At 55.1% G+C, this 26361-nt stretch carries 18 protein-coding genes, 4 tRNA genes and 3 rRNA genes; 17 read left to right on the top strand and 8 right to left on the bottom strand.

Annotation, left to right across the window (positions count from 1 at the left end):
* Positions 1-242: 242 nt before the first annotated feature.
* Both ACXZ66_RS11585 and ACXZ66_RS11580 read left to right on the top strand, forming a co-directional pair.
* Entirely contained in the window at positions 243-818 is a 576-nt protein-coding gene (locus ACXZ66_RS11585) for a hypothetical protein (RefSeq protein WP_458748910.1), read from the top strand.
* 365 nt (positions 819-1183) lie between these two features.
* Positions 1184-1714: a GNAT family N-acetyltransferase gene (locus ACXZ66_RS11580; protein ID WP_458748909.1), complete on the top strand. Its 531-nt coding sequence runs from the start codon at positions 1184-1186 to the stop codon at positions 1712-1714.
* Here the strand turns inward: ACXZ66_RS11580 and ACXZ66_RS11575 are convergent.
* Positions 1622-3781: a heavy metal translocating P-type ATPase gene (locus ACXZ66_RS11575; RefSeq protein WP_458748908.1), complete on the bottom strand. Its 2160-nt coding sequence runs from the start codon at positions 3779-3781 to the stop codon at positions 1622-1624. The genes ACXZ66_RS11580 and ACXZ66_RS11575 overlap by 93 nt on opposite strands.
* Before the next feature lie 211 nt (positions 3782-3992).
* Here ACXZ66_RS11575 and ACXZ66_RS11570 point away from each other — a divergent pair, with 211 nt between their 5' ends.
* Entirely contained in the window at positions 3993-4994 is a 1002-nt protein-coding gene (locus tag ACXZ66_RS11570; RefSeq protein WP_458748907.1) for a bile acid:sodium symporter family protein, read from the top strand.
* Here ACXZ66_RS11570 and ACXZ66_RS11565 read toward each other — a convergent pair.
* Entirely contained in the window at positions 4975-5361 is a 387-nt protein-coding gene (locus ACXZ66_RS11565; protein ID WP_458751380.1) for a metal-sensitive transcriptional regulator, read from the bottom strand. The two genes, ACXZ66_RS11570 and ACXZ66_RS11565, sit on opposite strands and share 20 nt — an antisense overlap.
* Before the next feature lie 178 nt (positions 5362-5539).
* Here ACXZ66_RS11565 and ACXZ66_RS11560 point away from each other — a divergent pair.
* The 5 genes from ACXZ66_RS11560 (at position 5540) to ACXZ66_RS11540 (ending at position 6614) form a co-directional block, all read left to right on the top strand.
* A tRNA-Glu gene (locus tag ACXZ66_RS11560) sits at positions 5540-5612 on the top strand.
* Between the two features lie 30 nt (positions 5613-5642).
* Positions 5643-5716: transfer RNA gene (locus ACXZ66_RS11555), tRNA-Asp, on the top strand.
* Between the two features lie 301 nt (positions 5717-6017).
* Positions 6018-6091: transfer RNA gene (locus tag ACXZ66_RS11550), tRNA-Asp, on the top strand.
* A gap of 21 nt (positions 6092-6112) precedes the next feature.
* Positions 6113-6185: transfer RNA gene (locus tag ACXZ66_RS11545), tRNA-Phe, on the top strand.
* A 120-nt stretch (positions 6186-6305) separates the two neighbouring features.
* Entirely contained in the window at positions 6306-6614 is a 309-nt protein-coding gene (locus tag ACXZ66_RS11540) for a GNAT family N-acetyltransferase (protein ID WP_458748905.1), read from the top strand.
* A gap of 1 nt (position 6615) precedes the next feature.
* Here the strand turns inward: ACXZ66_RS11540 and epsC are convergent, their stop codons facing one another.
* Together epsC and cysK are read right to left on the bottom strand one after the other, a co-directional pair.
* A complete protein-coding gene (epsC, locus tag ACXZ66_RS11535) occupies positions 6616-7185 on the bottom strand; it encodes a serine O-acetyltransferase EpsC (RefSeq protein WP_458748903.1) in 570 nt (189 codons plus the stop codon).
* Between the two features lie 135 nt (positions 7186-7320).
* Entirely contained in the window at positions 7321-8256 is a 936-nt protein-coding gene (cysK, locus tag ACXZ66_RS11530; protein WP_458748902.1) for a cysteine synthase A, read from the bottom strand.
* 351 nt (positions 8257-8607) lie between these two features.
* Between cysK and ramA the strand changes: the two genes are divergently transcribed.
* The 6 genes from ramA to rrf all read left to right on the top strand — a co-directional run bounded on the left by ramA (position 8608) and on the right by rrf (position 16807).
* Positions 8608-9447, top strand: coding sequence for an acetate metabolism transcriptional regulator RamA (gene ramA, locus ACXZ66_RS11525; protein WP_458748901.1), 840 nt, complete (start codon positions 8608-8610; stop codon positions 9445-9447).
* A 35-nt stretch (positions 9448-9482) separates the two neighbouring features.
* Positions 9483-10739 carry a UDP-N-acetylglucosamine 1-carboxyvinyltransferase gene (murA, locus tag ACXZ66_RS11520; protein ID WP_458748900.1) on the top strand — a complete coding sequence of 419 codons (1257 nt, stop codon included), beginning with the start codon at positions 9483-9485 and terminating at the stop codon, positions 10737-10739.
* Between the two features lie 709 nt (positions 10740-11448).
* Positions 11449-12969 (top strand): 16S ribosomal RNA (locus ACXZ66_RS11515).
* 144 nt (positions 12970-13113) lie between these two features.
* On the top strand, positions 13114-13353 hold the full coding sequence (locus ACXZ66_RS11510) for a hypothetical protein (RefSeq protein ID WP_458747730.1): 240 nt from the start codon (positions 13114-13116) through the stop codon (positions 13351-13353).
* A 45-nt stretch (positions 13354-13398) separates the two neighbouring features.
* Positions 13399-16472: ribosomal RNA gene (locus tag ACXZ66_RS11505) — 23S ribosomal RNA — on the top strand.
* Positions 16473-16689: 217 nt separating this feature from the next.
* Positions 16690-16807, top strand: a 5S ribosomal RNA gene (gene rrf, locus ACXZ66_RS11500).
* The 16S, 23S and 5S rRNA genes sit together here, the layout of an rRNA operon.
* Before the next feature lie 109 nt (positions 16808-16916).
* Here rrf and ilvD read toward each other — a convergent pair.
* Entirely contained in the window at positions 16917-18638 is a 1722-nt protein-coding gene (ilvD, locus tag ACXZ66_RS11495; RefSeq protein ID WP_458748899.1) for a dihydroxy-acid dehydratase, read from the bottom strand.
* A 143-nt stretch (positions 18639-18781) separates the two neighbouring features.
* Here ilvD and ACXZ66_RS11490 point away from each other — a divergent pair, with 143 nt between their 5' ends.
* A complete protein-coding gene (locus ACXZ66_RS11490; RefSeq protein WP_458751378.1) occupies positions 18782-19558 on the top strand; it encodes an ABC transporter ATP-binding protein in 777 nt (258 codons plus the stop codon).
* Between the two features lie 3 nt (positions 19559-19561).
* Positions 19562-22120: an ABC transporter permease gene (locus tag ACXZ66_RS11485; RefSeq protein WP_458748897.1), complete on the top strand. Its 2559-nt coding sequence runs from the start codon at positions 19562-19564 to the stop codon at positions 22118-22120.
* Between the two features lie 23 nt (positions 22121-22143).
* Here ACXZ66_RS11485 and ACXZ66_RS11480 read toward each other — a convergent pair whose 3' ends face one another.
* Genes ACXZ66_RS11480 through ACXZ66_RS11470 form a run of 3 tightly spaced genes read right to left on the bottom strand, consistent with a single transcriptional unit; the run spans position 22144 to position 24279 of the window.
* Positions 22144-22509, bottom strand: coding sequence for a fluoride efflux transporter FluC (locus ACXZ66_RS11480; protein WP_458748896.1), 366 nt, complete (start codon positions 22507-22509; stop codon positions 22144-22146).
* A complete protein-coding gene (locus ACXZ66_RS11475) occupies positions 22479-22838 on the bottom strand; it encodes a CrcB family protein (RefSeq protein ID WP_458748894.1) in 360 nt (119 codons plus the stop codon). The genes ACXZ66_RS11480 and ACXZ66_RS11475 overlap by 31 nt, the downstream gene beginning before the upstream one ends.
* Positions 22839-22860: 22 nt before the next feature.
* On the bottom strand, positions 22861-24279 hold the full coding sequence (locus ACXZ66_RS11470; protein WP_458748892.1) for an alanine/glycine:cation symporter family protein: 1419 nt from the start codon (positions 24277-24279) through the stop codon (positions 22861-22863).
* A 324-nt stretch (positions 24280-24603) separates the two neighbouring features.
* On the opposite strand from ACXZ66_RS11470, the gene pgm reads away from it, so the two are divergent.
* Positions 24604-26259 (top strand): phosphoglucomutase (alpha-D-glucose-1,6-bisphosphate-dependent), encoded by a 1656-nt coding sequence (gene pgm, locus ACXZ66_RS11465; RefSeq protein WP_458748891.1) that lies wholly within the window; start codon positions 24604-24606, stop codon positions 26257-26259.
* Positions 26260-26361 lie beyond the last annotated feature (102 nt).

The following is a 26361-nucleotide window of genomic DNA, read 5'->3' as shown; positions in this document are numbered from 1 at the left end:
AAATACAAGGCGTTTCGGGGCTTCTATTGTTCCGTTGATTTGATAAGCATCTTGCAGACCGCGTGTGATAGTTTTCACGGTTATTATTGATAAGGCGTGGCCCTTTTACACCTCTTCACATATGATGTGATTTATGGGTTAGGAAATTTTGTCCACAAAGCTTGTCGTGCCTAAAAGGGCGCAATTCGGAATTTGTCTTGTACTGCAAATCGTTTCAACGGGCAACAAGGAGAGCTGGAAGTATGGCGAGCAAGGTGTCGAGCAAGGGGATACTTTTCCAGAACAAGTGCGAGCTAGTGTTGGACGAGGAAATTTCTGCGATTTACGATGCTCTCAATCCCCCAGAATCACCTCTGTGGCACCAATTCGGCGTTGGCCATGGCAACCAGACCGCGGTCGTTGTTTTTCCCGAGGAAAGTAACGGGCGTTACACCGAAGTAGAGTTGAAAGCATTTTTCGACGATTGCTCAAGGCTGAAGTCCGCCGGATATTCCATCCAACAGGCCAATTTCGGGCGCAGCGAAGGCTTCATGGCTCTCTTTGTTAGTCCCAGGTGTCTTATTTCAGTCGGCGAATCTGAACCTTGCATTTTTACGCGGGCACAGCAGGTCCTACAAAACGGGGCGACAGAATTATGGGACAATGTCCGCGAGGTTGACTCGCGAATCCTTGAGTTTTCTCACAACCCCATCGATGAAATCGAAAGCGACTTTCTCGACGCATCACTGAAGGCCCTGCAAAACGCTGGGTGGATCGTGGATGCGCGTGTAGAAGGAGATATGGTCACGTGCAAAATTATGGCACCACTGTTTGATTGATGAGCGCCCAAAATCCGTTGTCCAAGCTCTGTCGCGGGTGACATGGGGAACTGACTATACGAAGTTGCTCGCGGAAGGATCCGAGACTGACGGGAAGTTAGTTTTGGATTCCTCCAAAGTTTCGCGGGAGTCGATACAAACCGCATTTGCCTTGGCAGCAAAAGCACACGCGCAAGGCTGGGAAGTTATGCGTAAGTCAACCCCGTCAAGTGGAGCGGACATCATTACTTTTCAGCCCCCGCGTGGCCTGATCCCGCCAGAAACTATCAAGTAAAAGTATTCATTTGCTCCAAGCAGCGGTTCGCTGCGGTTGACGGAACACAAAGGCAATAATTAACACCAATTAAACGATTACAGTGGCACCCATGTTGGATGTCACTGTTCGTTTAGCTACCCCAGACGACGCCGAGGAACTCGCCGTTCTCCTGCGTGCCTTCAACGCTGAATTCGGTGAACCAGCGCCCGCTGAAGCTGTCTTAGCGGAACGCATCTCCCGCGCCCTTGCCGGAGGCTCCGCATTCAGCGTGGTTGCCGGACACCCGATCGTTTCCTTCGGGTTTGTCACCTTGCGGCCGGCACTGTGGAGCGCAGGACCCGCAGCGATTCTCGACGAGTTGTATACGGTTCCTGCGCGCCGCAGTGAAAGCATCGGCGCGCAGGTCTTTGAAATGATTCTGAGTGAGGCGCGTGCCCGCGGTGTCGAAGACCTGCAGATCCCCGTCGACGAAGCGGATCACGATGCGCATCGCTTCTACGAGCGGCACGGATTTCCGGTGATCCGGCCTGCGACGGGGGATCGAGCGCTACTTCTCGAGTACGCGGGCAGTGCTGGCCTCGGGGGAGAGGTCGAGTCGTCGCAGAGTTTGAGCGTTCAGGGCGACCACAACGGTCGATAGCGACATCAAGATGGCGCCCACGCTCATCGGCAAGATAAATCCAATTGGGGCCAGAACGCCTGCTGCCAGTGGCACCGAGATTAGGTTGTAGCCTGCTGCCCACCAAAGGTTTTGCACCATCTTGCGGTAGGAGGCATTGGACAGCTCGATGACCGAGACTACGGAGCGTGGGTCCGAGGAGGCCAAGACCACGCCAGCAGATGCCACTGCGACATCCGTGCCGGCACCAATCGCGATACCGACATCGGCCTTCGCAAGTGCCGGGGCATCGTTGACACCGTCGCCGACCATGGCAACGGTGCGCCCCTCCTCCTGGAGTTCGGCAACCTTGGCGGACTTGTCTTCTGGGCGTACTCCAGCAAAGACGCGATCGATGCCCAGCTCGGACGCGACAGAGTTTGCCACAGCCTCGGCGTCGCCGGTGATCATGACCACCTGGATGCCCAGTTTGTGCAGCGCGTCGACTGCTTCGCGAGACTCCGGACGAATTGCATCCGCCAATCGCAGCGCGCCGATCACTTTTCCATCGACTAGCACGTGCAAGATAATCGCACCTTCATCGCGCCACTGCTCAACCTCATGCAGTTCCGTTGCGCCTTCTTGCTCAAGTAGATACGGGCCGCCGACTTGGACCACGCGGTCGTCGATAAGCGCACGAACGCCCACTGCAGGTGCGGAACTGAAGTCCGTGGCTACCGACTGCTCAAGGCCACGAGCCTCGGCACTGCGGACAATCGCGGTAGCAAGCGGGTGCTCGGAGGGGGACTCGGCGCTAGCGGCCATCTGCAGGATCTGATCCTCGGTGTACTCGTCGCTGGCAGGCACAATTGCGGTGACCTCAGGGGAGCCCTCGGTCAGGGTGCCGGTCTTGTCGAACAGAACCGTATCAACGTTGCGCATATTCTCCAGTGCAAGGCGATCCTTGATCAGCACACCGCCACGAGCGGCACGCTCGGTAGAGATCGAGACGACCAGCGGAATGGCCAGACCGAGAGCGTGAGGACAAGCAATGACCAGTACCGTAATCGTGCGCACGACAGCGGACTCGGGGTAGCCGAGCGCCGTCCAGACGATCGCCGTAATGATAGCCGCAATGACCGCGTACCAAAAGAGCCAGCCGGAGGCCTTATCTGCGATGCGTTGAGCGCGTGACGACGAATTCTGCGCATCACTGACCAGCTTCCGGATACCGGCCAGCGTGGTGTCGTCGCCAACTGCGGTGACCTTGACCTGCAGGGCGGAGTCCGTAGATACCGTACCCGCGACTATGTTATCGCCCTCGCCACGGCGCACAGCGCGGGATTCGCCTGTAATCATCGATTCGTCTAGGTGGGCCTCGCCGTTGATGATCTCGCCGTCGGCAGGCACGGTCGCGCCGGGTCGGACAAGGACTACATCTCCAACCGCGAGATCGCTCGGGGCGACCGACGTGATTTCACCAGAGGCATCGAGTTTTTCTGCGGTATCAGGCAGCAGCTCGGCCAAGCTCTCGAGCGCAGATGAGGTTTGAGCGAGCGAGCGCATCTCAATCCAGTGGCCCAGCAGCATAATGACGATCAGGAGCGCCATTTCCCACCAGAAGTTCAACTCATGGGATACAAGGCCCAAGGTGGCGGCCCAAGAGGCGAAGAACGCCACGGTAATTGCGAGCGAGACCAGCATCATCATGCCGGGGGAACGCTGTTTTAACTCGTCAACCGCACCAGTGAGGAACGGGCGTCCGCCCCAGATGTACATGACGGTGCCCAGGATCGGGGAGACCCATTTGACCCAGCTTCCGTCCGGCAGCGTGTATCCGATGATGTCGGCGAACATGTCGTTGAAGATCACGACAGGAATGGCGATGACCAACATGATCCAGAAGAGGCGGCGATACATGGCGACGTGGCCCATGTGCCCACCGTGGCCGCTGTGATCCATATGGCCTTCGTGCCCTTCATGGCCACTGTGTTCCATGTGCTGCATGTGGTCCGTATGTTCGTGGTCTTCGTGGTGTTCATGCTGGTGGGCAGTATCTAGTTGATCTACGTGCTCGGCATGGTTTGTTTGATGCTCCGAGTTCTTCATAACACCAACCGTATACCCCCTCGGGGTATAGTTCAACGGATAAATGAAGGAAATTTGCAAGGGTTTTAGGCAATCGTCGATACGTATAAGGCGTGACTTATAGTGTCATAGTCGCCACACCTGGTGACCGCAAGCGGTATCCCCACCATTAGGCCTGCCGCCCCATGACCTAATTGTCCGTCTGTTTGCAATTCTTCTGGAGACACCGTTTATGTCTATTACTTCCGATGTGGCACACGATAAAGAAGATCGCTCGGCGGCGCTGGCCGTCACAGCATTTCCGCTTTTTATTCTCGCGGGAACGGTTATTGCCTTTTTCTTCCCCGAGCCATTTTTACCTTTGGGTGATTACATCACGTACTTTCTGATGATCATCATGTTTGGAATGGGGCTGACGTTGACCATTCCTGACTTCAAGGTGATTGCTAAACGTCCGCTACCTGTCCTGATCGGCGTGGTTGCACAGTTTGTGATCATGCCGCTACTAGCCGTTATTGTCGCGCGATTGCTCAATCTCAGTCCCGAACTCAGTATTGGCTTGCTGATGCTGGGGTCGGTTCCTGGTGGCACTTCGTCAAATGTGATTGCGTATTTGGCGAAGGGGGACGTGGCCCTTTCGGTGGCAATGACGTCAGTTTCGACCTTGGTTTCGCCAATTATGACGCCACTATTGATGTTGTGGCTGGCCGGCGAACGAACGGATGTCGATGCTCAGGGGATGGCCATGACACTCGCGCAGACGGTGCTGCTGCCTGTCATTGGCGGCCTGGTTATTCGTTACTTCTTTGACGCATTCGTGACTAAAATTTCGCCAATTCTGCCCTGGATTTCGATTCTCGGTATCGGTGGTGTGGTGTTCCCAACCGTGGCGGGAAACGTCGAGCGACTCGCGCAAGTAGGGGCCATCGTGTTTGTGGCAGTGCTTTTGCACAATGTTTTTGGCTACATCCTTGGCTACTTCACTGGCCGACTGTTTAAGATGCCGGAGGCGCAATCGCGCACGATGGCCATTGAGATTGGCACACAATCTGCGGGGCTGGCCTCGGGAATGTCACTGAAATTCTTCTCTCCGGAGGCGGCACTACCTGGTGCCGTTGCTGCGGTGCTACATAACATCACTGGCGCGATTTACGCAGCCATAATGCGCCGGATTCCGCTTGATCGTCAGGAGCGACCCAAGCAGGCTGAAATAGTTACTTCACCATCCGCTTGATGGCGGTCATTGCTTCGGTAATTTTCTCGTCGGCTACGTCTCCGCCTTCTGCGACAGCTCCAGTTACGCAGTGGTGGAGGTGGTCCTCGAGAAGGGCGAGGCCAACGTTTTCTAATGCCGAGGTAATCGCAGAAATCTGCGTCAAGATATCAATGCAGTACTGGTCCTCGTCGATCATGCGGTGAATGCCACCGACCTGGCCCTGGATGCGCTTCACGCGGGCGAGGTATTTGGCTCGATCTGCGCTATAGCCATGTTCGCCGTGGCAGACTTCACCGCCGGATTCGGCTGCATCTACTTCGGTGACTACTTCGGTGACTACTTCGGTGACTACTTCTGTAGCGTCTTCTGTAGCGTCGGATGGGATCAAAGTTGTTGAGTTTGTTTCAGACATAAGTCAATGTTATACCCTCATGGGGTATAAGTACAGTGCGTGTTATGTCGGGGAAAATGGCTTTGACCATACGTTTTGCATAACTATGGTTGGGTCGTATAACTTTAACGGAGTCGAGAAACACTGACTAAAGTGTGGAAACGATGTTCTAGCTCCCATCGTCTAGAGGCCTAGGACTCCGCCCTTTCACGGCGGCAACACGGGTTCGAATCCCGTTGGGAGTACGGAGATTTATTCTCTATATAAATAAAGAAGGCCCTGTGGCGCAGTTGGTTAGCGCGCCGCCCTGTCACGGCGGAGGTCGCGGGTTCAAGTCCCGTCAGGGTCGCGTTTATTTCGCATTACACCGGAATGCATTGCTTATTGCAGTGTGTTCCGGTGTTTTGTTTTGTCTAGCTGCGTGCGGGTTGTGTACGTAGCTGCGTGCGGGGCAGGTTCGGTGGCATGTAATTCCCGTGCACACTCTGGAGTGCGCTGCAGAGTAAGGGAATAGTAAGGGAAGTGTGTTCTACCTGCTGATTTGTTGTTATTCAGCACTCCTGTGTAATGTATTAACTCGTGCGAAAGACAGTGTTAAACACTAAGTTAAACACTTAGATTAACACCAGAAATTGCACACAATTGAAGAAGGCCCTGTGGCGCAGTTGGTTAGCGCGCCGCCCTGTCACGGCGGAGGTCGCGGGTTCAAGTCCCGTCAGGGTCGCAGAAACGCGAAAGCGTTTCTGGCCAGATAGCTCAGTCGGTAGAGCACACGCCTGAAAAGTGTGGGGTCGCCGGTTCGATCCCGGCTCTGGCCACACTCTTCAAACCCCCTTACCCCCGGTAAGGGGGTTTCGTGTTTTTTCGCCTAGCTTCTAGTCGATACTGGAGTAAGAACAGAAGTAAGGAGCTTTAAGCTAGGTTAGGAGAGTGTCTTGGTGCGCACTGAAGTAGTTCATCAGCCAGAGCGGAACCGCTATGTAATTTTGGCAAACGGTAGAGAGGCCGGCTACGCCGCTTATGAATACCGTTCGCAGACGGTGCGCGACTTCAACCACACTGTGGTTGACCCGGCCTACCGTGGCCAAGGCTTGGCCACAGCGCTCCTCTTAGAAGCCCTCCATGACACGCGTAAGGCCGGTCATACGGTTATTCCTTCGTGCAGTGCTGTCGAGAGCTTTATACGCAAAAACGAGGCCTTTACAGACCTCGTTGAGAAGAGCGTTGAAAGCAACCAAGCAGATTAGCTTAAATTACGTAGAAACCAGGATCGACGAGCAACTTATGCTCTTCCTTCTTCTTCGGGCGGATCTTGGCCGGCACACCGATAGCAATGCTGTCCGGTGGCACGTCCTTGGTGACCACAGCGTTGGCACCCACAGATGATCCCGCGCCGACTATCACCGGGCCGAGAATTTTCGCGCCCGCGCCCACGGTAACTCCGTCCTCCAGAGTCGGGTGGCGCTTTGTCTGAGTAAGTACCTGTCCGCCGAGGGTGACACCGTGATAGAGCATGACATCGTCGCCGATCTCTGCCGTCTCACCGATGACGATGCCCATTCCATGGTCAATAAAGAAGCGGCGTCCAATGGTCGCTCCCGGGTGGATCTCAATGCCGGTAAGGAATCGATTAAACTGCGCGATCACGCGCGCAAGACCCTTAAAACCCTTGTTCCACAGGCTGTGGCAGAAGCGATGCATCCAGATCGCGTGCAAGCCCGAATAAACGATGGCATTCTCAACATCACCGCGAGCAGCTGGGTCGTGGGTCTTGGCGTTTGCCAAGTCCTCCCGAATCATCTTCACCACATTAATCATGGGGCTAGAGTCTAGCAGCTCACAACACTTAAATCTTTAAGAGATCGTCTTTTTATTCAAAGGATCGCTTTACGACGAAAAACCCACCCGACCAGCAAAAAGCCGGAAGAGTGGGAATTATCGGGGTCAAACGATTTAGTCGCGGATGTCTTCGTACAAGATGGTCGAGACGTAGCGCTCGCCGAAGTCGGGGACGATAACAACAATGGTCTTGCCGTTGTTCTCTTCGCGGTCAGCCAGCTCAAGGGCTGCCTTGACGTTTGCGCCGGTGGAGATGCCGCCAAGGATCGCATCCTTCACAGCGAGTTCGCGAGAAACTGCAACAGCGTCTTCGTTGGACACGGTAATGATCTCATCGACCTGATTGCGATCGAAGGTGCCTGGGATGAAGTTTGCGCCGAGGCCCTGGATCTTGTGAGCTCCTGCCTTGCCCTCAGAGAGCAGTGGGGAAGCAGCTGGCTCAACCGCAACGTTGACTACCTCTGGCTTCTGCTCCTTGAGGAACTTACCTGCACCGGAGATGGTGCCGCCGGTGCCGACGCCAGCAACGAAGATATCAACTTCGCCGTCAGTGTCGTTCCAGATTTCTGGGCCCGTGGTTTCGTAGTGGATCTGCGGGTTCGCCTCGTTCTCGAATTGGCGAGCAAGGACAGCGTTCTCGGTGGACGCAACGATCTCGTTTGCCTTGTCCACTGCCCCCTGCATACCAGCGGAGCCCGGAGTCAAAACGATCTCAGCGCCGAAAGCGCGAAGAACAACGCGACGCTCGTTGGACATGGTCTCTGGCATGGTCAAGATGACCTTGTAGCCACGAGCTGCACCAGCAAGCGCAAGTGCAATACCGGTATTACCGGACGTGCCCTCGACGATGGTGCCACCTGGCTTCAGCTGACCGGAGGCCTCAGCTGCGTCAATAATTGCCTTACCGATACGGTCTTTAACGGAGTTGGCTGGGTTGAAGAACTCCAGCTTTGCCAGGACGCGCGCGCCTTTTCCTTCAGTGACGCCCTTCAGCTCTACCAGTGGGGTGTTGCCGATGGTTTCAAGGATGTTGTCGTACACCTTTGCCATGAGACAGTGCTCTCCTTCGTAATGAAAGTTCGTATGTATTGATGTTTAGCTCAGCCTTCTGGCGAATCGCCTCGGCTCTGCCCATTACTCTACACACAACATCTAGACAGAGCGGTATGTGTAGAATAGACTATCAAGTTAGCGCAGGTAGAGTAATGTTTTTCAAGGGGGTACCGAGGGGGTAGCTCTGTTGGTGCGGGTTGACAGAAATGCCGATTCGTTCCATTTTTCGGAACCGACTTTTTCTTACCCCCCGATTAAGGGTATGCTCGGTAAGTGTTAACGAAAGACCGACTGAGCTTGCCCCCAGTACGGGACACTCTTTCGGGGTAATACTCGACAGGAGAAATCATGGATTCGCAACGGGTCAAAGATGACGACGATGCCATTCGTGCAGCACTGACGTCGTTGAAGACGGCAACAGGAATCCCAGTGACCATGTACGGCACACTGCTGGTCGATAACCGGTTGCAAATCACACAGTGGATTGGCCTGCGTACCCCCGCACTACAGAACCTGATCATTGATCCGGGTGCTGGTGTTGGTGGCAGGGTCGTCGCAACGCGACGAGCGGTAGGCGTCTCCGATTACACTCGCGCCAACGTCATCTCCCACGAACATGATCGCGCTATCCAAGATGAAGGTCTTCATTCCATCGTGGCAGTTCCTGTGATCGTGCAGCGGGAAATTCGCGGTGTTCTTTATGTTGGGGTGCATTCACCTGTTCGTCTCGGCGACAAAGTCATTGAGGAAGTAACTGCTACTGCTCGCACCCTTGAACAGGATCTTGCAGTGAACTCGGCATTGCGCCGTGCAGAGGGTGGAAAGTCTGGGGCCAAAGCCGGACGGGTAATGAACGGCGCGGAGTGGGAGCAAGTCCGTTCTACTCACTCCAAGCTCCGCATGCTGGCAAACCGTGTGGAAGACGATGCACTGCGCAAAGAGCTGGAGCAACTCTGCGATCAAATGGTTTCGCCAGTACGGGTCAAGCAATCCACAAAACTTTCCGCGCGCGAGCTCGACGTTCTCTCCTGCGTGGCCTTGGGTCACACCAACGTCGAAGCGGCGGAAGAAATGGGTATCGGTGCAGAGACGGTCAAGTCCTACCTGCGAAGCGTCATGCGCAAGCTCGGAGCGCACACGCGCTATGAGGCAGTAAACGCAGCACGCAGGATCGGTGCACTTCCCTAAAGATTCTTTAGTGCTATTTCTGTAGGGTAGGAGACGTGAAGGAACGTTTTCTAGTGACAGGCGGAGCCCGACTGCAGGGCTCCGTACGCGTTGATGGTGCCAAGAACAGCGTGCTCAAGCTTATGGCTGCCGCGCTTCTGGCGGAGGGGACCACAACGTTAAATAACTGCCCCGAGATCCTCGACGTGCCGTTGATGAAAGATGTCCTGGAAGGGCTCGGTTGTTCAGTGGTAATCGATGGTCAAACTGTGACCATTGATACGCCAGCGGAATTGTCCTCACATGCTGACTTTGATGCGGTTCGCCAGTTCAGAGCGTCGGTGTGTGTCCTGGGTCCGCTGACCGCGAGATGTGGTGAGGCAATCGTGGCTCTTCCGGGCGGCGATGCAATCGGTTCGCGCCCATTGGATATGCATCAATCCGGCCTAGAGAAGCTTGGGGCGACCACTCATATCGAGCACGGCGCTGTTGTTGCACGTGCTGACAAGCTTGTCGGTGCGGACATCAAACTTGATTTCCCTTCGGTTGGTGCTACCGAAAACATTTTGACTGCTGCCGTGATGGCTGAAGGAACTACTGTTCTGGATAATGCGGCTCGAGAACCTGAGATCATTGACTTGTGCAACATGCTCAACTCAATGGGTGCAAAGATCACTGGCGAGGGTAGCTCTACTCTGCGTATCGAGGGTGTAGATCACCTCGAGCCGACGACTCATACTGTTGTTGGTGATCGTATTGTCGCCGGAACGTGGGCGTATGCAGCGGCGATGACTCAAGGCGACATCGTCGTGGGCGGAATTCAGCCTCGCTATTTGCACCTTGCGCTGGAAAAGCTCAAGAGTGCAGGAGCTGAAGTAGAAACGTACGACTTCGGTTTTCGAGTGCGGATGGACAGCCGGCCACGTGCAGTGGATTACCAGACCTTGCCTTTTCCCGGTTTCCCAACGGACCTACAGCCAATGGCGATCGGGATTTCCGCCATTGCCAACGGCACTTCGATCATTACCGAGAACGTCTTCGAATCTCGTTTCCGCTTCGTCGACGAAATGCTGCGTCTCGGTGCCGATGCCAACGTTGATGGCCATCACGTAGTGGTTCACGGCAAGGAAGAATTGTCGTCCACTGATGTGTGGGCTTCGGATATCCGCGCGGGAGCGGGCCTCGTCCTCGCGGGTCTTGTCGCCGACGGGGTAACAACCGTCCACGATGTACATCACATTGATCGGGGATATCCTCACTTCGTTGAAAAGCTCAATTCGCTCGGCGCAACTGTAGAACGAGTGCAGGAATAGTCGCCATAACTCATCGCCAGGTCTTCCGCTTATGTGGATTGACCTGGTGATTTGTTGTTGTGTGGGTGGGTGTGTAAATTTATGTGAGTCAGCGAGACCGACAACGCCCCGCTAAGACCTTGAAGGGTCTGGTGAGATGGTGGTCAGGAAAACTACCGCAGACAAGCAAAATGATTGTAGAGCCAATAAACATGGTTTTGACTTTGTGTCATGGTGTGTTTTAAGGTCAATCTTCGCTGCTAGTGAGTTCGATTCTGTGTGGTTTCGGGTGAGTTAGTGTGCTGATGTTGTGTGAGAACTCGATAGTGTGCCAATGTACTTTTGTTTGTGTGTTGGTTTGTGTGCTTGGTTGTTTCCCTGCCATGTAATGGTGCTGCTCTTTGTGGGTGGTGGTGTTGTGGTGGGTGTGTGCCGGTCGTGCTGCTACTTCCGTGGTGGTGGTGTGGTTTTATTTTCGGTGCGAAATAATTGGGTGTGCGGATTGATATTCGGACATTTGTGAACAAACTTTTGTTTTTGTTTACGTTGATCGGCCCTTTTTTCCTCGTCGGAGTGGGGTTGGTTGTTTTTTGTTTTGTAATTCTTTTTTTGGACAATCGCGTCAAAATTTTTGTTTTTGCGCTGGATTGTTTGTTTTTGGTTGGGTTTGGGCTTTTCACGGCCTAGATTTTTCTAGCTTTTTTGGTTGATTTATTTGGCTGAAATTGTTTTTGTGGAGAGTTTGATCCTGGCTCAGGATGAACGCTGGCGGCGTGCTTAACACATGCAAGTCGAACGGAAAGGCCCCGCTTGCGGGGTACTCGAGTGGCGAACGGGTGAGTAACACGTGGGTGATCTGCCTTGTACTTCGGGATAAGCTTGGGAAACTGGGTCTAATACCGGATAGGACCACTGTTTGGTGATGGTGGTGGAAAGCTTTTGCGGTATGAGATGAGCTCGCGGCCTATCAGCTTGTTGGTGGGGTAATGGCCTACCAAGGCGTCGACGGGTAGCCGGCCTGAGAGGGTGTACGGCCACATTGGGACTGAGATACGGCCCAGACTCCTACGGGAGGCAGCAGTGGGGAATATTGCACAATGGGCGGAAGCCTGATGCAGCGACGCCGCGTGGGGGATGACGGCCTTCGGGTTGTAAACTCCTTTCGATAGGGACGAAGCGTAAGTGACGGTACCTGTAGAAGAAGCACCGGCTAACTACGTGCCAGCAGCCGCGGTAATACGTAGGGTGCGAGCGTTGTCCGGAATTACTGGGCGTAAAGAGCTCGTAGGTGGTTTGTCGCGTCGTCTGTGGAAGTCCGGGGCTTAACTCCGGGGGTGCAGGCGATACGGGCATAACTTGAGTGCTGTAGGGGAGACTGGAATTCCTGGTGTAGCGGTGGAATGCGCAGATATCAGGAGGAACACCGATGGCGAAGGCAGGTCTCTGGGCAGTTACTGACGCTGAGGAGCGAAAGCATGGGTAGCGAACAGGATTAGATACCCTGGTAGTCCATGCTGTAAACGGTGGGCGCTAGGTGTAGGGGACTTCCACGTTTCCTGTGCCGTAGCTAACGCATTAAGCGCCCCGCCTGGGGAGTACGGCCGCAAGGCTAAAACTCAAAGGAATTGACGGGGGCCCGCACAAGCGGCGGAGCATGTGGATTAATTCGATGCAACGCGAAGAACCTTACCTGGGCTTGACATACACCAGATCGCCGTAGAGATACGGTTTCCCTTGTGGTTGGTGTACAGGTGGTGCATGGTTGTCGTCAGCTCGTGTCGTGAGATGTTGGGTTAAGTCCCGCAACGAGCGCAACCCTTGTCTTATGTTGCCAGCACGTGATGGTGGGGACTCATGAGAGACTGCCGGGGTTAACTCGGAGGAAGGTGGGGATGACGTCAAATCATCATGCCCCTTATGTCCAGGGCTTCACACATGCTACAATGGTCGGTACAGCGCGTTGCTACATCGTGAGGTGGTGCTAATCGCTTAAAGCCGGCCTTAGTTCGGATTGGGGTCTGCAACTCGACCCCATGAAGTCGGAGTCGCTAGTAATCGCAGATCAGCAATGCTGCGGTGAATACGTTCCCGGGCCTTGTACACACCGCCCGTCACGTCATGAAAGTTGGTAACACCCGAAGCCAGTGGCCTATCCTTTAGTGGGGGGGAGCTGTCGAAGGTGGGATCGGCGATTGGGACGAAGTCGTAACAAGGTAGCCGTACCGGAAGGTGCGGCTGGATCACCTCCTTTCTAAGGAGTTATATTTTTTGGCCTCGCAGTTGTGGGGTAACAATAGTTGAGTAGGCGGATGTTCTACTGCTGTTTTTTTTCTAAATTTCCGGGTGGAGACATACCCGCATACCTCAGTGGTGTGTGATGGGGATGGCTGGGGACATGAATTCTCAATACACGGCGATGATTTCCTTGTGGGGGGTTGTTGTGGGACTTGAGTATGTTGGTGCACTGTTGGGTGTCTGGGGCAACATTGTTGTTTCCTTTTTAAGATCACTGCGTGATAGCGCTGTGGCCGGGTGTTCTGGTTGTGGTGTTGTTGGTGGTGGTGTGTTGTGTGAGAACTGTATAGTGGACGCGAGCATCTTTATTCTTTTTTGTGTGTGTTTTTTGTTGAGTTAATGTGTTTGCCCCACATGCTTGCCTACTCGTGGGTGGGTGTGTGGTTGTGTGTTTTTTAAGGGCGCATGGTGGATGCCTTGGCATGCTAAGCCGATGAAGGACGTGTGAGGCTGCGTTATGCCTCGGGGAGTTGCCAACTAAGCGTTGATCCGAGGATGTCCGAATGGGGAAACCCCGTACTAGTTATGTGGTGCGACCTGCAGATGAATTCATAGTCTGTGTGGGGGTGACGCGGGGAAGTGAAACATCTCAGTACCCGTAGGAAGAGAAAATAAATTTAATGATTCTGCTAGTAGCGGCGAGCGAACGTGGATGAGGCTAAACCGTGTGCGTGTGATACCTGACAGGGGTTGCGTGTGCGGTGTTGTGGGATGCGACTTACCAGGGCTGTTGACTTGGTGCGTGTGTGGTTGTGTTAGTGGAAGTGGTCTGGGATGGCCTGCCGGAGTGGGTGAGAGCCCCGTACATGAAGGCGTAATCATATGTGTTGTTGTTTTCCCGAGTAGCAGTGGGCTCGTGGAATCTGCTGTGAATCTGCCGGGACCACCCGGTAAGCCTAAATACTTAGTGTGACCGATAGCGGATAGTACCGTGAGGGAATGGTGAAAAGTACCCCGGGAGGGGAGTGAAATAGTTCCTGAAACCGTGTGTCTACAATCCGTCAGAGACCCTCGTGTGGTTGATGGCGTGCCTTTTGAAGAATGAGCCTGCGAGTCAGCGGCATGTCGCGAGGTTAACCCGTGTGGGGTAGTCGTAGCGAAAGCGAATACTAATAGTGTGTTTGAGTGGCATGTCCTGGACCCGAAGCGGGGTGATCTACCCATGGCCAGTGTGAAGCAGCTGTAAGAGGTTGTGGAGGCGCGAACCCACTTAGGTTGAAAACTGAGGGGATGAGTTGTGGGTAGGGGTGAAAGGCCAATCAAACTCCGTGATAGCTGGTTCTCCCCGAAATGCATTTAGGTGCAGCGTTGTGTTAGCTTGCCGGAGGTAGAGCTACTGGTTGGTTGAGCGGGACTATTATCTTAGCAATGTCAGCCAAACTCCGAATGCCGGTTAAGTGGTGCATGGCAGTGAGACTGTGGGGGATAAGCTTCATAGTCGAGAGGGAAACAGCCCAGATCGCCGGTTAAGGCCCCTAAGGGTGTACTAAGTGGAAAAGGATGTGGGGTCGCGAAGACAGCCAGGAGGTTGGCTTAGAAGCAGCCATCCTTGAAAGAGTGCGTAATAGCTCACTGGTCGAGTGATTCTGCGCCGACAATGTAGTGGGGCTCAAGTACACCGCCGAAGCCGCGGCAATGAACTTTTGTTTGTTGGGTAGGGGAGCGTCGTGCATGGGGTGAAGCAGTACTGTAAGGGGCTGTGGACTGTGTGCGAGTGAGAATGCAGGCATGAGTAACGAGTGATAAGTGAGAATCTTATCCGCCGAATGACTAAGGGTTCCTGGGTCAAGTTCGTCTTCCCAGGGTGAGTCGGGTCCTAAGGCGAGGCCGACAGGCGTAGTCGATGGTTAACGGGTTGATATTCCCGTACCCGTATATGTGCGACCAAGGGCGAGGCAGTGATACTAACCACCCGTGCACTGTGACTGATTGATCTTCGGATCATGTGTTGTTGTGTGTGCGTGGGGCCTGATCTGTAGTAGTTCAGTGATGGGGTGACGCAGTGAGGTAGCCGAGCCATTTATTGGATTGTGGTGTAAGCGTGTGGCACGAACCTTTGTGAAATGCGGGGTTCATTGTGTGTGAGGCGTGATGCGTAGCCCTTTTTGGGTGATGTTGGTGATCCTGTACTGTCGAGAAAAGCCTCTAGCGATGTGTGTATATGGCCCGTACCCGAAACCGACACAGGTGGTCAGGTAGAGAATACTAAGGCGGTCGGGTGAACTGTGGTTAAGGAACTCGGCAAAATGCCCCCGTAACTTCGGGAGAAGGGGGACCCTATATGGTGATCGTTTTTTCGACGTGAGCTGTGTGGGGTCGCAGAGAATAGAGGGAAGCGACTGTTTATCAAAAACACAGGTCCGTGCGAAGACGTTGAAGTTGATGTATACGGACTGACGCCTGCCCGGTGCTGGAAGGTTAAGAGGACCTGTTAGGCCACTTGTGGTCGAAGCGGAGAATTTAAGCCCCAGTAAACGGCGGTGGTAACTATAACCATCCTAAGGTAGCGAAATTCCTTGTCGGGTAAGTTCCGACCTGCACGAATGGCGTAACGACTTCCCTGCTGTCTCAACCACAGGCCCGGTGAAATTGCAGTACGAGTAAAGATGCTCGTTTCGCGCGGCAGGACGAAAAGACCCCGGGACCTTCACTATAGCTTGGTATTGGTGTTCGGTGCGGTTTGTGTAGGATAGGTGGGAGACTGTGATCATTCAACGCTAGTTGTGTGTGAGTCGTTGTTGAAATACCACTCTGACCGTAGTGGATACCTGAACCTTGGCCCATGATCTGGGTTGGGGACAGTGCCTGGTGGGTAGTTTAACTGGGGCGGTTGCCTCCTAAAGAGTAACGGAGGCGCCCAAAGGTTCCCTCAGCCTGGTTGGCAATCAGGTGGTGAGTGTAAGTGCACAAGGGAGCTTGACTGTGAGACTGACAGGTCGAGCAGGGACGAAAGTCGGGACTAGTGATCCGGCACCTACTTGTGGATGTGGTGTCGCTCAACGGATAAAAGGTACCCCGGGGATAACAGGCTGATCTTCCCCAAGAGTCCATATCGACGGGATGGTTTGGCACCTCGATGTCGGCTCGTCGCATCCTGGGGCTGGAGTAGGTCCCAAGGGTTGGGCTGTTCGCCCATTAAAGCGGCACGCGAGCTGGGTTCAGAACGTCGTGAGACAGTTCGGTCTCTATCCGCCGCGCGCGTTGAAACTTGAAGAAGGCTGTCCCTAGTACGAGAGGACCGGGACGGACGTACCTCTGGTGTGCCAGTTGTCCCGCCTGGGGCATGGCTGGTTGGCTACGTACGGGAGGGATAACCGCTGAAAGCATCTAAGCGGGAAGCCTGTTTTGAGATGAGGTTTCTTTTGAGGTTCCCTAGAGACTATGGGGTTGATAGGCCGGATCTGGAAGCACTGTGAGGTGTGGAGGTGACTGGTACTAATAGACCGACAAACACCCAACAAATTGCAACCTGTGTGGTTGTGGGTGAGCGTGTTTTGCGAAACGAAAAAATGATTATGCACCAAGGGTTTGGTGTTTGCGTCCACTGTGCAGTGTCTGACACAGCACACACGGCTACCACTATTGTGTGGTGGTGGGTGTGTCTTGTGTAAGTGAATATGTATCTTCATGTGTCTGCTAGTCGCCTAGTGACAGTGCTGGTACACCCCAAGGGTGTGTCGGTGGTTGATGGCGGCGGGGAAACGCCCGGTCCCATTCCGAACCCGGAAGCTAAGCCCGCCCGCGCTGATGGTACTGCATCCGGGAGGATGTGGGAGAGTAAGTTACCGCCGACCTTTAAACAGAATAGATAACTACATATGTGTAAAGCCCCGGGTAAGAAACCATTAAGGTTTTTTACCCGGGGCTTTACCCATGCCCACAAACAGGGTTGGTGGGTGTGGGTTAGTAGAGTACGGCGCCGTGTGCTGCTGTGTGGACGAGTTTTGCGTATTTGCCAAGGACTCCGTGCAGGCGGGGGTTGTGGGGTGGTGTCCAGTTTGTGCGTCGGGCAGCGAGGGTGTCGTCGTCGATGAGTATGTCGATGGTGCGGTTGGGGATGTCGACTTTGATGGGGTCTCCGTCGTGGATAAAGGCGATGGGGCCGCCGTCGACGGCTTCGGGTGCGACGTGGCCGATGCATAGGCCGGTGGATCCACCCGAGAAACGCCCGTCGGTGATCAGCAGGACATCCTTACCAATCCCAGCACCCTTGATTGCGCCGGTAATGGCGAGCATTTCCCTCATACCTGGGCCGCCTTTTGGCCCCTCGTAGCGGATGACAACAACGTCTCCCTTTTTCAGCTCACCGTTGAGAACGGCATCCATGGCGGGCTTTTCCTGGTCGAAGACGCGAGCGGTGCCCTCGAAGACATCGGCGTCGAAACCCGCGGTCTTCACCACTGCTCCGTCTGGAGCCAACGAGCCCTTGAGGATGGAGAGGCCACCGGTGGCGTGGATGGGATCATCGAGTGCGCGAAGGATCTTGCCGTCAGGATCTGGAGGAGAAACACTTTCGAGGTTTTCCCTCACTGTCTTGCCTGTCACGGTGAGGCAATCGCCGTTGAGGAGGCCGGCGTCGAGAAGTGCCTTCATGACAACAGGGATGCCACCGATTTTAAAGACGTCGTTCATGACGTATTGGCCGAAGGGCTTCACGTTGGCCAGATGAGGGACCTTGTCGGAGACGGCATTAAAGTCATCGAGAGTGAGGTCTACCTCGGCCTCGTGCGCAATAGCCAACAAGTGCAACACGGAGTTGGTGGAGCCACCCAGAGCCATGACTACTGCCACGGCGTTGAGGAGAGACTCCCGGGTGATGATGTCACGAGTGGTAATGCCCTTTTCCAAAAGACCGACTACTGCCTTGCCCGATGCGCGCGCGTATTCGGTGCGATTGCGGTGGATAGCTGGTGGGGCAGCGGAGCCTGGCAAGGACATCCCCATCGCCTCAGCAGCAGATGCCATGGTGTTAGCAGTGTACATGCCGCCACATGCGCCCTCGCCTGGACAGACTGCACGCTCGATGGCACCGAGGTCCTTCTCGCTCATCTTCCCGGCACGGCAGGCACCAACAGCTTCGAAAGCATCGATGAGGGTGACTTCCTTTTCGGTACCGTCCTCGAACTTGGCAGTTCCGGGCATAGTGGAACCGTTGTAGAGGAATACCGAGGAAAGATCGAGGCGCGCTGCTGCCATGAGCATGCCTGGGATGGACTTATCGCAGCCTGCGAGAAGTACCGAACCGTCGAGGCGCTCGGCGGACATGACCGTTTCAACGGAGTCAGCGATGACTTCACGCGAAACCAGCGAGTAGTGCATACCCTCGTGGCCCATAGAAATACCGTCGGAAACAGAAATCGTACCGAACTCCAGTGGGAAGCCGCCAGATTCGTGCACACCGTCCTTAGCGAATTCCGCCAGCTTTTTTAGCGTCAGGTTACAAGGTGTGATTTCGTTCCAAGAAGAAGCGACACCAATTTGGGGTTTGTCCCAATCGTCGTCGCCAAGCCCCACAGCACGGAGCATGCCGCGGGAGGCCGTACTTTCGATTCCGTCGGTGACATCGCGTGAACGGGGCTTGATATCAACGCGGTCTGTAGTTGTGTGCTCAGTTGTGTCGTCCATGTCCGCATTCTACGGCGAATCCCAGACTTTAGACAGGGTAGGAAAAAGTATGCCCAGACCAGTCATTCAAGCAACTGTGCTCACGGGGTGCAGGGAAAGTACGATGAAGAGGTTCATAACTTTGGTGAAAAGAGGTTCCCATGATGGCCAAGCACCGGGCTGAGGATGACGCAGATTCCACGCCCAATTCTGAATCGAAGGCAGCGGCTGCTCGCGCAGTAGATCTATTCAAGCAGTACGGCGAAGGCGATACGGCAGTCGTGGCACTTGACCATGTCAACGTGGAGTTTGCCCGCAACGAGTTCACAGCGATTATGGGGCCGTCCGGTTCGGGCAAGTCCACATTGATGCACACGATGGCGGGGTTGGATTCCTCGACGTCGGGCTCGGCATTCATCGGTGATACAGACCTGTCCACGTTGAACGATAAAGAAATGACAAACCTGCGCCGAGATCGCTTGGGCTTTATCTTCCAGTCGTTTAACTTGGTGCCCACACTGACCGCAGCCGAAAATATCACGCTGCCCACCGACATTGCCGATGGCAAACTCGACCAAGCCTGGTTCGAGGAAGTGACCTCTCGCCTCGGGCTGACCAACCGCTTAACGCACAGGCCAGCAGAGCTCTCCGGTGGTCAGCAGCAGCGCGTGGCCTGTGCACGCGCATTGGTGTCTCGTCCGGAGATTATCTTTGGCGACGAGCCCACCGGCAACCTGGACTCCAATTCTTCTAAAGAAGTGCTCAATATTTTGCGTACCGCTGTAGATAGCGACAACCAGACCGTCGTCATTGTGACCCACGATGCGACCGCGGCTTCGTATGCTGATCGAGTAATTTTCCTCGCTGATGGCCAGATCGTCAATGAGCTGCGCGATCCAACGATCGACAAGATCTTGGCCACGATGACGGGAATCGAGTAGTTCATGAATTCCACCATGCGAAAAGTGTCGCTGCGCAACATTGCGGCACACCGGGTGCGTCTCGCGCTGACAGTGCTGTCGGTAGTATTGGGAACGGCATTCATTTCGGGCTCGTTTATGTTCACCAATTCTTTGCAGAACACCTTCGATTCGGTGATGAACACCTCCTACAAGGGCGTCGATGTTGTTGTCAGCGCAGGTGACAACCAACCCGGGGTTCCTAAAGAAACTGGCGATGCCATCGCAGCCGATGCGCAGGTAGACAAAGTTAACGTCTCCGGCAGTACGACGGTGGTAGTGGCAAACGATGCACGCGAGGCGATTCAAACTGGGGGCGGCAGCTCGTCGATAAGTATCTTTTATCCCCCGGAGCAGCGGGTCGGCCAGAACCTTGACATGACTCAGGGTGTGGTGCCGCAAGGGCTCGACGAGGTTGTGGTCAATGCGAAGGCCGCCGAAAAGTTTGGGATTTCGGTGGGGCAGAAATTGATCGTGGTCGATCCGCTCGCGCGCCATGAGGTGAACGTGGTGGGTCTCTACGATGTGGAGCTTGATCAGGGTACGTCGATCAATTTGCTGATGGATAGTGCCTCTTACCTCGAGCAATACACCGATGGTGTGTTCTATCCGGGGCTTTCTGTTTCTGCGGCCGCGGGGGTGAGCCCGGAGGATTTGGTCACGCACCTGCAGCAGACATATCCAGACGTGAAGGTCGAGACGGGGCAAAAGCTTGCCGACGAAGTCTCTCAATCTATCTCTGACGCGCTGAGCTTTGTCAACTACTTCCTCATTGCGTTTGGACTGGTTGGCCTGCTCGTGGGCACCTTCCTGATTGCGAATACGTTCTCGATGATTGTTGCGCAGCGGACGAAGGAATTTGCGCTGCTGCGTGCGCTTGGCGCTTCGAAGGGCCAGATCAGCCGTTCCGTTGTGGCGGAAGCGTTCATCGTGGGCCTGATTGGTTCGGCGTTGGGCATTGTCGCTGGCGCTGGCCTAGTTGCGGTGATTAAGGCTGTGATGGCGCAGACCGGTAATCCGCTTCCTAACTCTGGGCTCGGGTTGTCGGTGTCTGCCATTGTGATTCCTCTGGTCGTGGGTACCTTAGTCACGGTCATTTCGGCGTGGGCACCGGCGCGTCGCGCGGGTCAGGTTGAGCCGGTGGAAGCGATGCGCTCGAGCGAATCCGCCTCGCCGCAACCGCTGAGGAATCGGACGATTATTGGCGTGGTGATGATCGCCGCCGGTCTCATCGTTGCAGGGTGGGCCGTGCAATGGGAGGCGGGGTCGACCGGCAATCGCGCCAGCCTTGTCGGCGTGGGAACGTTGCTTGTAATCATCGGATTCTTCCTTGCCGGTCCCGCACTGTCGCTGCCATTGGTTCCACCATTCGGGCGTCTGATCGGATTGCCTTTCGGTTCCGTGGGCAAGCTCGCCTCGACAAATACGCAGCGCAACCCGCGCAGGACCTCCGCGACGGCGTTTGCGCTAATGCTCGGCGTTGCTTTGGTCACGGCCATCGGTATGTTCGGTGCGACGATGCGTGACTCGATTGCAGATTTCGCGAAAAACGAGGTGAGCGCGGAGTTCGTTTTGTCCGGTCCGCAGACGGGTGGGTTCCCGGTTCCTAGTGATGTCCCGGATATCGTGCGCGGTGTTGACGGAGTCAATGAGGTTGTGACGTATTCGCAGGTCCCAGTTGCAATCGATGGGCACTACGGGCATGAATACGGTGGTGGCCAAGGCATGTCGGATGTCATCAGTGGCGATCCCTCACGGCTTGTCAACATGGATGTTCAAGAAGGGTCGGCAGATCTAACAGGTAATACGGTCATCGTGCCGCGTCCGCTTGCCGACGAGAACAACTGGCACGTAGGCGACACCGTAACGTTGAGTGCACCTGGCATGAGCCCCGCTACGGTGGACCTGAAGGTTGGGGGAATTTTTGGGGAAATGGGAATTTTCCAAAGCTTCCTGATTTCCTATGACGCAGTATCCGAGATCGTGCCGCCGCAGGCTGCCACGGTGATGATGGTCGGTGTTAATGGTGACGGCACAGCCGACCACGAGCAGCTCCGCGCGAATCTGGAGCAAGCGGTGCGAGACGCGATCGTTGTTCAAGTTCGTGACACCGATGAGATGGTCGGCGAAGCATCGATGGCCATTAACCAAATGCTGTCGATTCTCTACGCCCTGCTTGCGCTTGCCGTGATTATTGCGATTTTGGGCATCGTGAACACCTTGACCCTCTCGGTGATTGAACGACGTCAAGAGATCGGCATGCTGCGTGCGGTGGGTATGCAGCGGAATCAGGTTCGGATCATGATCATTCTTGAGTCCATACAGATCTCAGTCTTTGGTGCCGTGTCCGGCATGATTATCGGTCTTGCCTTGGGTTGGGCCTTCCTGACAGTTCTTGCGGACCAAGGGCTGAATACGATTTCGATCCCGTGGAACTTACTTGTCACCATGCTCATCGGTTCGGGAGTTGTCGGTGTTTTGGCAGCTTTGTGGCCAGCACAAAAGGCAGCGAAGACTCCGCCACTGGATGCGATTACCGATTAAAGGATTAAAGGTGGTGGCCTGCGCTACCAAGCAGCGAAAATCAGGCCACCCCAAATCGTGCCACGCCAAGCAGCAATGATGCCGATAATTAGTGTTGCTGCTGCGTAGATGACAAGCGTTCGCCACTTCTTAGCCTTGATGAGCTGGCCTAGTTCACGCGAGAGCGTGGACCACGTGGATAAACCACCGGCGAAACCCGTGCCGAAGGCCAAGGGGATGTAGCCTGGGCCCATCACGGCGATGCCAAGTACTACACTTCCCACAATGTTCGCAGCGAAGGTGCCGACGAAAGGCGTTGGAATTTTAGCCAGGGCCCAGCGCGAGATGCCGCCCAGAAATCCACCGCAGCCAACTAGCGCTATGACAATGAGCGGCTCGATTTCTTCCACCTCCCCCGGAGAAAGTCTGCCAGGAGGTAGGCGCCCACCGATGCGATAAATGTGACTGCAGCGAGTACGACTGCGTCGGTGAATTCCGATTGAGCGACGGCGAGTGCGAAGGCTGAATAGGTGGTAAAACCGCCCAGAAATCCGGTCCCCCAGAACAACCCCGGTGCGAATAATCCCATGGCAAAGCAGCCGACAATATTAATTACCAGGGTGACTGCTACGTCGTTTCCGGGTGAGGGCAGAAGCGTTGCGACGACAAAAAGAAGCCCGTAGCGGGTCAGCGCACCGAGTGCGGCACCAACCCCTACGAGCAATCCTTCTTTGATCATTTACACGATCTTACTTCTTCGGCTACTTCCAATTCATCTGCTGCTGTTCGACGAACTGGCGCACCTCCTCGGGAGACTTGCGCAGGTCCGGATCGAACTTGAGATAAGCCTTGGTCTCTCGTGCCACCAGCCCCGAGAGGATGATCAAGCCGATCAGGTTCGGCAGCGCCATCAGGCCATTTGCTAGGTCGGAGAAGTTCCAGACGATGTCGAGCTCTGTGGTTGCACCGATGAAGACGACACAGGTGAAAATGAGTCGGTAGGGCAGAGAGGCCCACTCACCGAACAGCGCAACCGAGGAACGCTCACCATAGTAGGACCAGCCAATAATGGTAGAGAAGGCGAAGAAGATCAGGGAGACGGAGACGATCGTTCCGCCCCATTCGCCTGGAAGCACAGTGGAGAAGGCTGCACTGGTCATCACTGCGGCGTTCTCGGAGCCCATATCCCACACACCGGAGGCCACGATGACAAGGCCGGTGATGGAGACAACGATCATGGTGTCAATGAAGGTCTGCGTCATGGAGACTAAGCCTTGGCGAGTAGGGTGGGAGGTTTTTGCCGCCGCAGCCGCAATAGCTGCCGAACCCATGCCGGATTCGTTAGAGAAGATGCCTCGGGCCACACCATAGCGCACGGCCATCATGATGCCGGCACCGAGGAATCCGCCGGTGGCAGCGGTGCCGGTAAAGGCATCAGTAAAGATCAGCCCGAGAGCAGGCAGGAGCTGATCGGCCATGAGCACAAGAGCAACGAGGCCACCAGTGACGTAGACAAAGATCATCAATGGGACAAACCCCGCGGTGATTTTGCCGATCGACTTGATACCGCCCAACAGAACAGCGCCAACGGCGACGAACATGATGATGCCGGTGATCCACGGGTCGACTCCGAAGGTATCTTCCATGCCCGCTGCCACGGAATTGCCCTGGGTCAGGTTACCGATGCCGAAGGAAGCGATCACGGCGAAGAGCATGAAGGTAAACGCCAAGATCTGGCCGAGGGGTCCTGGGATGCCGCGGCGCAGATATTCCTGCGGGCCACCGGCCTGGTTGCCTTTACTGTCAGTGGTACGGAATCGCACACCGAGGTAGGCCTCGGTGTACTTCGATGCCATGCCGACGAGGCCCGTAAACCAAATCCAGAACAAAGCACCTGGGCCGCCCATGGCAATTGCGGTAGCGACACCGACGATATTGCCGGTGCCCACTGTGGCGGCCAAAGCAGTGGTCAGCGCCTGGTAGTTGGAGATATCGCCTTCGCCGTCTTCTTGCTTGTCGAAAAGGCCGAAACGCAGCGCGCGACCGAGAGTGCGGAATTGGATTCCTGCCAAACGAAAGGTCAGAAAGAGCCCGGTACCTAGAAGGAGTGGGATCAGCAGCCATGGGCCCCACACAAACGAGGATGCGGCAACAAGAATGTCGTTTATTGTCTCGGTCATGGTTAAAAACTAGTGTTTACCAGAAATCAACGAAACGCCATTCTTTAAGGTGATATCTTTAGACCCCGTATGTGGGGGTGGATTAGTTAAAAGTTCCTGGGGAATTTGCAGGATATATGGTCCGAAAGTTGGAGCGAATTTCAAAACTTTCTGGGAAAAGTATAATCCGCTGCTGATTTTCCAGCTGGCCCTCTTAAAGCCCACCCTAAAGCTCACCTTAAAGATGGCGAAAAGGTGAAGAACTTCAAGTTTCGTGGCCAAATAGTTCTCCTTTGACCACAATGGAAAGTAAGCATTTTCAAAAACTCTCAAAGGAGAACCGTCATGGCACATGAGCGTGCGGGACAACTTGCTCAACCGGAAGACCTCATCGATATCGCAGAGGTGGTCACCGCCTACTACACGCGAGATATTGATCCGGAAAACCCAGATCAGCAGGTCGCCTTCGGCACCTCCGGTCACCGCGGTTCTTCTCTGGACAATGCCTTCAACGAGCAGCACATCTGGGCGACCACCCAGGCAATCGTCGATTATCGCCGCGACAACAACATCGGCGGCCCCGTCTACATCGGCCGCGACCCACATGCGCTCAGCGAGCCTGCGATGGTTTCGGCACTTGAGGTGCTCATTGCTAATGAGATCGCAGTGCTTGTCGACGATCGCGGGCGCTACACCCCGACCCCTGCCGTCAGTCACGCGATTCTCGCTCACAATGCCAACCTGGCTGGGGGAGTGACGGGCACCGATCCGAAGCGCGCCGATGGCATCGTGATCACTCCTTCTCACAACCCTCCTCGTGATGGTGGCTTTAAATACAACCCGCCTTCAGGTGGCCCCGCGGACACGGATGCGACGGATTGGATTGCCAATCGCGCCAACGATTACCTGCGTGCGAACCTTGAAGGCGTCAAGCGCACCTCGGTGACCGGCGTGCTGGATGCCCGGGCGCAGAAGCACAACTACCTAGATACATATGTGGCCGACCTTCCGAACGTGGTCGACATTGATGTAATTCGTTCTTCCAACCTGTCCATCGGCGCAGACCCCATGGGTGGCGCATCGGTGGATTACTGGGGTGCTATTGCTGAAGCGCACAAGCTCAACCTGACAGTGGTCAACCCAAATGTCGATGCCACCTGGCGGTTCATGACCCTAGATACTGACGGCAAGATCCGTATGGATTGCTCGAGCCCGAACTCCATGGCTTCTCTTGTGCAAAACCGCGATAAGTATGACATCTCCACCGGCAATGATGCTGACGCAGACCGGCACGGCATTGTCACCCCTGATCACGGGTTGATGAATCCGAACCACTACCTGGCCGTGGCCATCGAGTATCTTTTCGCAAACCGTCCAGGTTGGAGCGAAGGTACCGCAGTGGGTAAGACCTTGGTGTCTTCCTCGATGATTGACCGCGTGGTTGCATCGCTTGGACGCAAGCTTGTTGAGGTGCCCGTTGGATTCAAGTGGTTTGTCCCTGGTCTTATCGACGGCTCTGTTGGCTTCGGTGGCGAGGAATCTGCGGGTGCATCCTTCCTGCGCCAAGACGGAACCGTGTGGTCGACGGATAAGGATGGTCTAATCATGGACCTTCTCGCAGCGGAGATCACCGCAAAGACCGGCAAGACTCCTTCTCAGCGCTACGCAGAATTGGCCGCGGAATTCGGTGCACCGGCCTACGCGCGTACCGATGCCGAAGCTAACCGTGAGCAAAAGGCGAAGCTCAAGGCCCTGTCGCCCGACGACGTGAAGGCGACCGAGCTAGCCGGCGAGGCAATCGTCGCAAAGCTTACTAATGCTCCTGGCAACGGCGCACCTATTGGTGGCCTGAAGGTGACCACGGAGAATGCGTGGTTCGCGGCTCGACCATCGGGAACCGAGGACAAGTACAAGATTTACGCCGAATCCTTCAAGGGTGAAGAACACCTCGCGCAGGTGCAGAAGGAAGCACAGCAAGTCGTCTCCGACGTTCTGGGATAAACATTTCTACATAGGAGTGACAAGGCTCATAGCAGATTTGGTGACCTATTCAGTTATTTCACAGGGCCTGCTATGGGTTTCGTCTAGGTTTTTCGCTATGGT

It is taken from the genome of Corynebacterium sp. S7 (genome assembly GCF_054401105.1).
Note: the sequence above shows the minus strand (reverse complement) of the source record. Positions and strands in the feature narration are given on the sequence as shown.

Coding starts and splice junctions, on each gene's coding strand:
- ACXZ66_RS11585 (WP_458748910.1), top strand. CDS start 243: ATGGCGAGCAAGGTGTCGAGCAAGGGGATACTTTTCCAGAACAAGTGC.
- ACXZ66_RS11580 (WP_458748909.1), top strand. CDS start 1,184: ATGTTGGATGTCACTGTTCGTTTAGCTACCCCAGACGACGCCGAGGAA.
- ACXZ66_RS11575 (WP_458748908.1), bottom strand. CDS start 3,781: ATGAAGAACTCGGAGCATCAAACAAACCATGCCGAGCACGTAGATCAA.
- ACXZ66_RS11570 (WP_458748907.1), top strand. CDS start 3,993: ATGTCTATTACTTCCGATGTGGCACACGATAAAGAAGATCGCTCGGCG.
- epsC (WP_458748903.1), bottom strand. CDS start 7,185: ATGATTAATGTGGTGAAGATGATTCGGGAGGACTTGGCAAACGCCAAG.
- cysK (WP_458748902.1), bottom strand. CDS start 8,256: ATGGCAAAGGTGTACGACAACATCCTTGAAACCATCGGCAACACCCCA.
- ramA (WP_458748901.1), top strand. CDS start 8,608: ATGGATTCGCAACGGGTCAAAGATGACGACGATGCCATTCGTGCAGCA.
- ACXZ66_RS11510 (WP_458747730.1), top strand. CDS start 13,114: ATGAATTCTCAATACACGGCGATGATTTCCTTGTGGGGGGTTGTTGTG.
- ilvD (WP_458748899.1), bottom strand. CDS start 18,638: ATGGACGACACAACTGAGCACACAACTACAGACCGCGTTGATATCAAG.
- ACXZ66_RS11490 (WP_458751378.1), top strand. CDS start 18,782: ATGGCCAAGCACCGGGCTGAGGATGACGCAGATTCCACGCCCAATTCT.
- ACXZ66_RS11485 (WP_458748897.1), top strand. CDS start 19,562: ATGAATTCCACCATGCGAAAAGTGTCGCTGCGCAACATTGCGGCACAC.
- ACXZ66_RS11475 (WP_458748894.1), bottom strand. CDS start 22,838: ATGATCAAAGAAGGATTGCTCGTAGGGGTTGGTGCCGCACTCGGTGCG.
- ACXZ66_RS11470 (WP_458748892.1), bottom strand. CDS start 24,279: ATGACCGAGACAATAAACGACATTCTTGTTGCCGCATCCTCGTTTGTG.
- pgm (WP_458748891.1), top strand. CDS start 24,604: ATGGCACATGAGCGTGCGGGACAACTTGCTCAACCGGAAGACCTCATC.